Below are 9,940 nucleotides of genomic sequence, written 5' to 3' on the forward strand. Positions count from 1 at the left end.
CAAGACGGTCGAGGTGGTAACCGCCTGGCTCGACAAGGCGAAGACGCTGGTCTGGAACGGCCCGCTCGGCGCCTTCGAAATCCCGCCCTTCGACAAGGCGACGATGGCGGCGGCCCGCCATGCGGCGGAACGGACCAGGGCCGGCAAGCTCACCTCCGTTGCCGGCGGCGGCGATACGGTGGCGGCGCTCAACCAGGCGGGCGTTGCCGACGATTTCACCTATGTCTCCACCGCCGGCGGGGCTTTTCTGGAATGGATGGAGGGCAAGCCGCTGCCCGGCGTCGAAATTCTCAAGGCCTGAAACGAAAATCGTGACGATCCGTGGGCTCGAAAGACGGAGCGCCGGGCTGTATCGTCCGCCCCGAACCACACCTATCGATCCGATTTCACTAGCAACAATATGTCTGTTCGTGGATTTTGAAAGTTGACATTCGGCTTCGCGTCCGCCGCACACGGATATCAAATGTCAAATTCGATCCACCAGGATTAGCGGAGCCCGGCTGTCCGTGTCATTTCAAACCGCCTTTCTCTCCTGGGCAATGTTTCCGGTCTACGTCTGGCAAGGCATCGCCGCCCGCCGCCGGATCGAGCGCATGCCACCGCCCGACGGCAGTGTCACCGGCTTTTGCGGCACCGAGGCGATCCGCGACGCGGCGATCCGGCTGCTGGTCATCGGCGACAGTTCGGCCGCGGGTGTCGGCGTCGCCAACATCGACGACAGTCTCGCCCCGAAGCTGGCCGAGCGGCTCTACGCGCTGACCGGCCTTTCGGTGTTCTGGCGGACCGCTGGCTCCAACTCCGCCGTATCGGCCGAGGGGCGCGACCATGTGGTGCCCAATCTCGCGCGCGAGGCCTTTACCCATATCGTCCTGATGATCGGCACGAACGACGCCAAGAATTTTCATGGTGCTCGCAAGTTCAAGAAGGGTTTCGGCGGCCTCCTCTACGCGCTCAAGGCGAAGTGGCCGGAGGCGCGCATCGTCTGGTCGCCGCCGGTCGACCTCAAGCGCGTGCCAGCGCTGCCGCGCGGCCTCGCCCATGTGCTGGAACTGCGTGCCCGGCTCATCCGCCGCATGGGCGCGCGGCTGTGCGTGGAGCGCGGCGCGATCGCGTCGACATCGCTGCCCCGGGTCGAGCCGGCGGGCTTTTCCCGCGATGGCTTCCACGCCTCGATCGAGGGCTATGCCTATTACGCTAACCATCTGGTCGGCTATGTGCTGGGGGATCGTTCGCGGACGGACGAGACCTCAGGCGCTCTCGGCTGAACGCTCGCGCCGATCCGGCGAGCGCGTGGAGGATCGCAACGGATCGGGCGCGGGCGATGGTGCCTCCTTCGGATCTTCGAGTTCCTTTATGGTCAGGGCGACCCGCAGGCCCCCGGACGTCATCTCACGCTCGACCGTTGCGTGGAGTCGGTGTGCCATGGCTTCCAGCATGATCGAGCCGAACCCGCCCGGTTCCGTGACGGTTCCGTCCCCATCGACGGCAGGCGTGTTCGACCGCTCGGCCCATACCAGCGTGACGACGCCGCTCGCCGCGCGTTCCCAGGTCACGTCCACCCCGCCACCCGGATGGCCGAGAGCGCCGTATTTCGCCGCGTTGGTGGCCAGTTCGTAAAGGATCAGGCCGATCGGCGTGACGTTGGATCTGGAGACCGTCAGGGGATCGCCGGCGACATTGATCCGGAAGTCATCGGTTCCAGCATAGGGTTCGAGCACGCTTTTGACGATTGCCGCCAGCTGCGACTCAGTGGCTCCCTGCGTATCGGCGTGGGCGCGGGCCAGCGCATTGATCCGTCCGCGGGCTTCGTCGGCCACCTCCTGCGGCGTGGTCGCGTGGCTGGCGGCCAAGGAGACGAGCGAGGAGGTGATCGCGAACAGATTCTTGACGCGATGGTCCAGTTCATGCGCCAGCATGTTGGTGTTGCGGTTCGCCTCCTCCAGTTCCCGATTGGCGTGGGCAAGCTGCTCGGTCCGTTCCTCCACGCGTCGCTCGAGAACGCGGCCGGCTTCGCGCAGCTGCCCTGTCAGCGCCTCGTTCTCGCGCTTGTAGTCCCGCAGCCAGCTCGTCGCCCGGCGCATCGCCCGGCCCGTATCGGCGAGTTCCTTCATCCGCATGGACGGAAGCGGCGTATCGTCGAACCGGCCCTTGGAAATATGGCTCGCCTGCGCGGCCAGGGCCTTGATCGGCTTGGTCAGGGCGCCGGCCAGAAACGCGCTGAAGATTGCCGTCAGCGCAGCCACGATGGCGACCACCACCAGTCCGATATCGCGAACCCGCTGGATCGGCCCCAGTATGTCGCTTTCCGGCAGATAGGTGACGACGACCCATGGCGTACGGGACCCGGCGAGACGGCGAACCGCGCCGCGCCAGTTCTCATCGAGCGTCTGAAATCGCGTGAGCCGCGTCTCGCCCGGCGCGACGCTCTCCAGTCCGCCGGGGAGACTGGAGACCGCTTGCACCAGCGCCGGGTCACCGATCTCTGCCACCTTGGCGAAACGCTGCCCGCCCTTTCCATCCGGCGCGAGAATGGCCGACGCCTCGCGATGCGCAATCACGTCGCCGGATTGTGAGACGATCGCCGCCGAACCGTTCTGACCGACTTCCAGACCATCCAGGAATTTCGAGAGCGCACCGATCTCTATGTCGATGCCGACCGCGCCGCGCATGGTCATGCCGTCATCGCCCAGGACGGGCGTGGCGACGGTGATTCCCGGACGTTGGGAGGAAAAGAAGATGTAGGGCTCGGTCCAGACCACCTCGTTTTCCTCCGCGGCTTTCACATACCAGGGGCGCGAGCGCGGATCGTAGGTGTCCGCCTCATCCTTGCGCCGCGAAACCCGGCGGAACTCCTCGTCGAAATAGTCCAGCTGCACGGAGCGGACGGGGTCGGTCTCGATCCATTTGGTGCGATATGTCGCACCCTCGACCGTGTCGTCGCGGCTGACATAGACGAAGGACCCATCCGCCTCGCCGTAGAAAATGCCGGCGAAGTCCGATCGCGCGCGCAGCACCTCATAGAAATAACGCGTCAGGATGGCGCGGTTGTCCGTGCTCACGACGGCCCGTTCGGCCAGTCTTTGCGAGAGCGCGGCGGCATCGTCGGCGGGGTTCAGAAAATTCTCGGTGAAGGTCGTGGTGTCGTGCGCGACCCGTTCGGTCAGCTGCTCGGCGTAAGATAGAAGCACGTTTTGCGAGGCGAAATAGGTCAGCGCGAGAACGGCCAGCAGCGCGGCGACCTGCAGGCCCACCAGCGTCGATGTGAGAACCGTTCGACACGACCACATGCTGACAACACTCCCGTCCGCCAAGCAACAGGAGAGAGTGTGACCGGGCGCGCGGCGAACCACAAGCCGGCTGCCCTACGGTCATTGACGAAGGTCCCTGAGATTCTGCCGCAGGGTTACGGTTGCTGTCCCCTGCCCGGTTTTTGCGCAACTTACCGATTGCGGCGGGGTTTGCCACATCGTGCGGGCCAGAGAATGACGTCGTGCGGAGCTGCAGCGAGCCTCTTTCGAAGGATTCCACGCCAAGACCCCGGCAGGCAGGCCCGCCGGGGTGATCGCCGCGAGACGGCGCGAGTGCCGAAAATCCGGCGTGAGCGCTCCTTAGGCGGCCTTCACTTTGGGTTCGCGCTCCCAATGACGCAGCGCGCGGCAGGTCGCAATGAAGCCCTGCGCGTCCTTGGCGGAACCTAGCTTGAGGCAGCCATCGTCCATATCCGAAGCGATGCCGGCCTTTTCGAACAGGGCCATCGCATCCGGCGAATAGGCAATGAACTTGCAATGGGCGAAGGCGTCGGTGACGAAGTCCTTCGCCGGCGCGATCTTGGACAACAGATCGGCACCATCCTTGCTGGCCAGTACCGCGACCGCGTCATAGAGCAACGACGGGCCGCCATCGACCTTCTGCTTGGCCTCGATCCAGCTGCCGTCGCTTGCCTTTACGCCGCCGACCATGGGGGCGACGACCTCGATCATCGCGCCTTCGGCCTCTACAGCGGTTTTCAGCCCCTTGAACAGCTCCGCGTCGACCCCGTCCGTAACGAGCACGCCCAGCTTGCGCCCCTTGAAGCTTTCCGGCCCGTTGAGCAGGATGGACAGCTTCGGCGATGTCTTGAGATCCATCCTGGTCGGTCTTGCGGCATTGGCGGGCTGCGGCATCTCCTTCAGACGCAGACCCTCTCCCACGCTTCTGGCCAGGTCATCATCCACATTGAAAAGGTGGGAGACGACGCGCGAGCGGATGGCCGGGGTTTCGACTTTCGAGAGTTCGAAGATGAAAGCGTCGGAGATATGCTTCTGCTCGGTCTCCGTCTGGGACAGATAGAATTGGCGTGCCTGGCTGTAGTGGTCGGAAAACGTCTCCGAGCGCACACGGCGCTTCTCGCCCGCGATGTTCTCGGGAAAGGTCGGGAAGCCTTTTTCCGGCGATTCGCGTGGCCCACCCTTTTCGCCGCCCCACGAGTTCGGCTCGTAGTTCGCCCGACCCTTCGGGTTGTGCATGGCCATGTGGCCGTCCTGTTGGAAATGATGGAAGGGGCAGCGCGGCGCATTGACCGGGATGTGGGTGAAATTGGGTCCGCCCAGCCGTTTCAGCTGGGTGTCGAGATAGGAGAAGTTGCGTCCCTGCAGCAGCGGGTCGTTGGTGAAGTCGATGCCGGGCACGACGTTGCCAGTCTGAAACGCGACCTGTTCGGTTTCCTGGAAGAAATTATCGACACAACGGTTGAGCGTCATCTTGCCGACGATGCGGATCGGCACCTCCTCCTCGGGGATGATCTTGGTCGCGTCGAGGACATCGAAATCGAAGTTTTCCGCAAAACTCTCGTCGAAGAGTTGCAATCCGAGCTCCCACTCTGGGAAATCGCCCATCTGGATCGCGTCCCAGAGGTCGCGTCGATGGAAATCGGGGTCGGCGCCATTCAGTTTGAGCGCCTCGTTCCAGACGACCGACTGTAGGCCCTGCTTGGGCTTCCAGTGAAACTTGACGAAGGTGGACTTGCCCTCGGCGTTGATCATCCGGAAGGTGTGGACGCCGAAGCCTTCCATGAACCGGAACGAGCGCGGGATGGTCCGGTCGGACATGATCCACAAGGCCATGTTGATCGATTCCGGCGTAAGCGAAATGAAATCCCAGAAATTGTCATGCGCGGTCTGCGCCTGTGGAAAGCCGCGATCCGGTTCCTGCTTGGCGGCATGGATGAGATCAGGGAACTTGATCGCGTCCTGGATGAAGAACACCGGGATATTGTTTCCGACGAGGTCCCAGTTGCCCTCCTTGGTATAGAATCGGCATGCGAAACCGCGCACGTCCCGTGCCAGGTCGGCCGAGCCCTTGTTGCCGGCGACGGTCGAGAACCGGACGAACATGTCGGTCTTTTCGCCAGCCCGCTGGAAGATGTCGGCACGGGTGATGTCGGACAGCGACTCGTAGGTCTCGAAGGTTCCATGCACCCCGAATCCACGCGCGTGCACCACCCGTTCGGGAATGCGCTCGTGGTCGAAATGGAAGATCTTTTCGCGGAAATGCTGGTCCTCTATCAGTGTTGGCCCACGCTGCCCCGCCCGCAAGGAGTTCTGGTCGTCGGCGACCGGGACGCCGCCCTGCGTCGTCAAGACCGGCACATCGCCACCGGCGATCTGATGAGTTTCGCCTCCCGCGCCGCGCTCGAATTCGACACCACCAAGGTCGATCGCGCCTTTGGCCTTCTTGCGTGAACCTTCGCTCATCTCACCACCCCATATCGTTTGATCATGACAAGCGCGGAGGTACGGGTAATCCGAACTCACCGTGCCGTTCCTTAACCCCGAAGATCGCCCCGCGTTCCGCAGCGAGGGGGCGGCCAGCTTTTTATCCGTTTCGCGGGCAGTCCGGGGCATCGCGCATTCTGGGAAGGAGGCGCCCTGCCGCCGCGTGAAAACCCGGAAAGGCGATGGCGGCCCGCCGTTGTCGGCGGCAACCACCGGAACCGTCACGGGATGGATCATCGCGGCTCTGCAAGTCACCGCGTACCGGCGCTATCCTCCACGTCGGTCTCCGGACGGTCGTCGCCCCTGGCGATTTCATCGTGCCAGTTGCCGTCGGCGTCCTCGTAGCGGATTCCGATGGTCTCGCCCGCCGCGCGCTGGCGCGCCGCCGCGCTCCGAGCGGCATAGAGCGCCCGATCATGGGTCGGGAAGGTCTCGGAGAGAACATCCTGGACCTTATAGGCCCAACCGCCGTCGTGTTGCACAACCTCGTAGTGAACCTGGGTCATGGACTCCATCCTGCGTTTCCGGAATGTCTCATTCGCAAACGTGACGATACACCGATGCGTTCCCGCGTTCACGTTCCCCGGCGGATAAAACGCCAAGCAAGGATTCGAGCGCCGGGCGTCAAGTCGCCTGGTTACTCCGCCTCGTCCTCGTAGCCGACCAGATGCAGCGGCCGGGCGCGCAGCTGCCGCAGCTCGCACCAGCGCACCAGCGCCTCCTCGCGGCCGTGTGTCACCCAGACCTCGGCTGGAGCAATCTCGTCGATGGTATCCGTCAGCTCCTCCCAGTCGCAATGGTCGGAGATGATCAGCGGCAGTTCGACGCCGCGCTGGCGGGCGCGCTGGCGCACCCGCATCCAGCCGCTGGCGAAGCACGACACCGGGTCGGGAAACCGCCGCGCCCATTTGTCGGCGAAGGCGGAGGGCGGCCCGACGATGATGGCGCCGGCGAAATCGCCCTTGTTTCCGCCTTGGATCGTGGCCGGTCTGAGATCGCCAAGGTCGACGCCCTGGCTCCGATAGTAGTCGCAGAGTTTCGTCAGCGCGCCGTGGATGTAGATCGGCGCATCGTAGCCCGCCTCGCGCAGATGCCTGATGACGCGTTGCGCCTTGCCGAGGGCATAGGCGCCGACGAGATGGGCCCGCTCGGGGAACTGCTCGACCGATTGCAGGAGCTTGGCGACCTCGTCGCCGGTGCCCGGATGGCGGAAGACCGGCAGCGCGAAGGTCGCCTCGGTGATGAACACGTCGCAGGCGACCGGCTCGAAGCCCGCGCATGTGGGGTCGGGCCGGCGCTTGTAGTCGCCCGATGCGACGATCCTCAGGCCCTTGTGCTCGACGGCGATCTGCGCCGAGCCCAACACATGCCCGGCCGGATGAAAGCCGACGGCGACGTCGCCGATCCGGATCGTCTCGCCGAGTCGGGCGGCCTGCCGTTCGGCGCAGAAATTTTCCCCATAGCGCAGGGCCATGATGTCGAGGGTCTGCCGGGTCGCCAGAACGTTGTTGTTGCCCGGCCGGGCGTGATCGGCATGACCATGCGTGACGAGCGCGCGAGCGACCGGGCGCACCGGGTCGATGTAGAAATCGCCGGGCGGACAATACAGCCCTTCGGGCGTCGGGCGGAGGAGGTCTTCGGGCTTCATCGTCGCCGACAGTTAGCGCTGTGAGCGCCGTGAGGAAGCGCAGGGCGGTCGGCGTGGGCGCGCGTTTTCCGGCGACAGGGCTCGCCATGAGCTCACTTCGTCCAAACCTCCTGTTGCGCTCCCCTACGGTTCCTCCTGGGTTGGAGGCGCGCAGTGATTATGGATATCGGTGGCCGCGACGGCCGCGTGCCCCATGGCGACCACGATCTGGTCGAGCCCTCGCACCACGGCGCCAGCGGCGTACAGCCCATCGATGCTTGTGCGATTGTGCTCATCGACGATGAGCGCACCCGCCTCGTCATGGTCCGCGCCTAGCGCCACGGCCAGATCCGATCGCAGCGTCAGCCCCAATGCCGAATAAATGACGTCGAAGCCGTGCTCCGCCCCGCTTTCCAGCCGGATGGCGGCAATCCGGTCGCCCTCGACATGGAGTTCGCCGACCGGCTCCTCCACGATTTTAATCCCGTGCTGACGCGCCAACGCCCATCCGGCATCATCAATATCCAGTGGCGTGCCGAGCGTGAGGAAGGTCACGTCGCGCGAATAGGTACGCGCCACGAATGCGGCCTCTTCGAGCCCCCGCGCCCCTCGTCCTATGACCGCGACCGCCTTATGCTGAGCTTCGTAGCCGTCGCAGATCGGGCAATAGCGCACCAATCCGCGCCGTACCGCATCGCTCACGTCAGGCAGGTCCGGCTCGACATCACAGGCACCGGTCGCCAGCAGGACGCGCCGGGCCGTCACGTCGAAGGATCGGCTCTCGGCGGTCGGCATCGTCTCCACCCATGCCTGGAAGATGCCATCCTGTCGCTTCGCAAGGCGCACCACCTTGCCTTCGACGATCTCCGCTCCGTAATGGCGGGCGTGCGCGCGCTCGCGCGCCAGGACCTCACGGCCGCTGATGCCTCTTTCGAAGAAGGGAATATTATGGCTTGTGGGAATCCAGGCGGCCCGTGGATCGCCGGCGTCGATGACGAGAAACCGCCGTTTGAAGCGTGCAAGGTAGAGCGCCGCCGCAAGACCCGCCGGGCCTGCTCCGATAACGAGGCAGTCGAGACAGGGGGCGGAATCGAAGGCAGGCATCGGGGGCATTCTCAGTGATAGCGGAAAAGGAGGGCGATCGGGCGGACGTACGGCGGAAATGGCCGTCTGTTCGAAAACGTCAACGGCTGAACCGGCGTCGAACCAGCCAGCTGCGGTGGAGCGGCTTTCCGAGGTATCGATTGGCCTCATGACAGCCAAGGGCAAATTCGCTGACGGCACGCAGACCCACGGGGCTGCCGCACTTCCCTCTCCGTTCCTCGATTGGTTCGCGCGAAACGGCTGGTCGCCGCGACCGCATCAGCTTGATCTTCTGCAACGTGCCGAGGCCGGCGCCTCGGTGCTGCTGATCGCCCCGACCGGCGCCGGCAAGACGCTCGCCGGTTTCCTGCCCTCGCTGGTCGATCTTCACCGTCGCGGCCCCACGAAGCCGGGAACGCGGCCGCGCGGCGTCCATACGCTCTACGTCTCGCCGCTGAAGGCGCTCGCCACCGACATCCGCCGCAACCTCGACAGGCCCGTCGCCGAGATCGGTCTGAAGGTGTCGCTGGAGACGCGCACCGGCGACCCCTCGCAGGTCCGCCGCCAGCGCCAGAAACTGAAACCGCCGGACATTCTCCTGACCACGCCGGAGCAAGTCGCGCTGCTTCTCGCCGCCAAGGACGCGCGCGGCTTCTTCTCGGATCTGCGCACGGTGATCTTCGACGAATTGCACTCGCTGGTCACCTCGAAGCGCGGCCACCTCCTGGCGCTCGGGCTGGCGCGATTGCGGAAGCTCCGGCCGGAGCTCAAGACCATCGGCCTGTCGGCAACCGTCGCCGAGCCCGACGAATTGCGCCGCTGGCTGGTGGCGCAGCCCTCCGGCGCCGCGCCAATGGCCGACCTCATCACGGTCGAGGGCGGCGCCAAACCGGAGATCACCATCTTGAAGTCGCAGGAGCGCGTGCCATGGCAGGGGCACGGGGCGGCCTACGCCATGAAGGAAGTCTACGAAGCGATCCGCGCGCACCGGACAACGCTGCTGTTCGTCAACACCCGCAGCCAGGCCGAGCGGCTGTTCCAGGAGCTGTGGCGGATCAACGACGAGACGCTGCCGATCGCGTTGCATCACGGCTCGCTAGACGTTGCCCAGCGCCGCAAGGTCGAGGCGGCGATGGCGGACAACAGGCTGCGCGCCGTCGTCGCGACCTCGACGCTCGACCTCGGCATCGACTGGGGCGATGTCGACCTCGTCGTCCATGTCGGCGCGCCGAAGGGCGCGTCGCGCCTTGCCCAGCGGATCGGCCGCTCGAACCATCGCATGGACGAGCCGTCGAAGGCGATCCTGGTGCCGTCCAACCGCTTCGAGGTGATGGAGTGCCAGGCGGCGCTCGACGCCAATTATCTCGGCGCGCAGGACACGCCGCCGCTGAGGGACGGCGCGCTCGACGTTCTCGCCCAGCATGTTCTCGGCATGGCCGTCGCCGAGCCATTTCGCGCCGACGCCCTCTTTGACGAG

Annotated in this window: 8 protein-coding genes; 3 read left to right on the plus strand and 5 right to left on the minus strand. The window is 65.0% G+C overall.

Translation table 11 applies throughout. The features are described 5' to 3' along the window. On the plus strand, window positions 1-301 hold a 301-nt coding region (gene pgk, locus MJ956_RS15160; RefSeq protein WP_253965281.1), incomplete at its 5' end, for a phosphoglycerate kinase. Between the two features lie 238 nt (window positions 302-539). After that, window positions 540-1,265 carry an SGNH/GDSL hydrolase family protein gene (locus tag MJ956_RS15165; RefSeq protein WP_256477908.1) on the plus strand — a complete coding sequence of 242 codons (726 nt, stop codon included), beginning with the start codon at window positions 540-542 and terminating at the stop codon, window positions 1,263-1,265. On the opposite strand, the gene MJ956_RS15170 is transcribed toward MJ956_RS15165, so the two are convergent. The 5 genes from MJ956_RS15170 to MJ956_RS15190 all read right to left on the minus strand — a co-directional run bounded on the left by MJ956_RS15170 (window position 1,248) and on the right by MJ956_RS15190 (window position 8,484). Next, a complete protein-coding gene (locus MJ956_RS15170) occupies window positions 1,248-3,287 on the minus strand; it encodes a cache domain-containing protein (RefSeq protein WP_253965283.1) in 2,040 nt (679 codons plus the stop codon). The two genes, MJ956_RS15165 and MJ956_RS15170, sit on opposite strands and share 18 nt — an antisense overlap. Before the next feature lie 321 nt (window positions 3,288-3,608). After that, window positions 3,609-5,732 carry a catalase gene (locus tag MJ956_RS15175; RefSeq protein ID WP_253965284.1) on the minus strand — a complete coding sequence of 708 codons (2,124 nt, stop codon included), beginning with the start codon at window positions 5,730-5,732 and terminating at the stop codon, window positions 3,609-3,611. Between the two features lie 272 nt (window positions 5,733-6,004). After that, on the minus strand, window positions 6,005-6,259 hold the full coding sequence (locus tag MJ956_RS15180; protein ID WP_253965285.1) for a DUF2188 domain-containing protein: 255 nt from the start codon (window positions 6,257-6,259) through the stop codon (window positions 6,005-6,007). 131 nt (window positions 6,260-6,390) lie between these two features. Further along, window positions 6,391-7,401, minus strand: coding sequence for a ligase-associated DNA damage response exonuclease (locus MJ956_RS15185; protein ID WP_253965286.1), 1,011 nt, complete (start codon window positions 7,399-7,401; stop codon window positions 6,391-6,393). A gap of 123 nt (window positions 7,402-7,524) precedes the next feature. Beyond that, a complete protein-coding gene (locus tag MJ956_RS15190; protein ID WP_253965287.1) occupies window positions 7,525-8,484 on the minus strand; it encodes an NAD(P)/FAD-dependent oxidoreductase in 960 nt (319 codons plus the stop codon). A 148-nt stretch (window positions 8,485-8,632) separates the two neighbouring features. Here MJ956_RS15190 and MJ956_RS15195 point away from each other — a divergent pair. Next, window positions 8,633-9,940 (plus strand): DEAD/DEAH box helicase (locus tag MJ956_RS15195; RefSeq protein ID WP_253965288.1); only part of this gene is annotated, 1,308 nt, incomplete at its 3' end.

It is taken from the genome of Aurantimonas marianensis, from assembly GCF_024195285.1.
Lineage (GTDB): Bacteria > Pseudomonadota > Alphaproteobacteria > Rhizobiales > Rhizobiaceae > Aurantimonas > Aurantimonas marianensis.

Coding starts and splice junctions, on each gene's coding strand:
- MJ956_RS15165 (WP_256477908.1), top strand. CDS start 540: ATGTTTCCGGTCTACGTCTGGCAAGGCATCGCCGCCCGCCGCCGGATC.
- MJ956_RS15170 (WP_253965283.1), bottom strand. CDS start 3,287: ATGTGGTCGTGTCGAACGGTTCTCACATCGACGCTGGTGGGCCTGCAG.
- MJ956_RS15175 (WP_253965284.1), bottom strand. CDS start 5,732: ATGAGCGAAGGTTCACGCAAGAAGGCCAAAGGCGCGATCGACCTTGGT.
- MJ956_RS15180 (WP_253965285.1), bottom strand. CDS start 6,259: ATGACCCAGGTTCACTACGAGGTTGTGCAACACGACGGCGGTTGGGCC.
- MJ956_RS15185 (WP_253965286.1), bottom strand. CDS start 7,401: ATGAAGCCCGAAGACCTCCTCCGCCCGACGCCCGAAGGGCTGTATTGT.
- MJ956_RS15190 (WP_253965287.1), bottom strand. CDS start 8,484: ATGCCTGCCTTCGATTCCGCCCCCTGTCTCGACTGCCTCGTTATCGGA.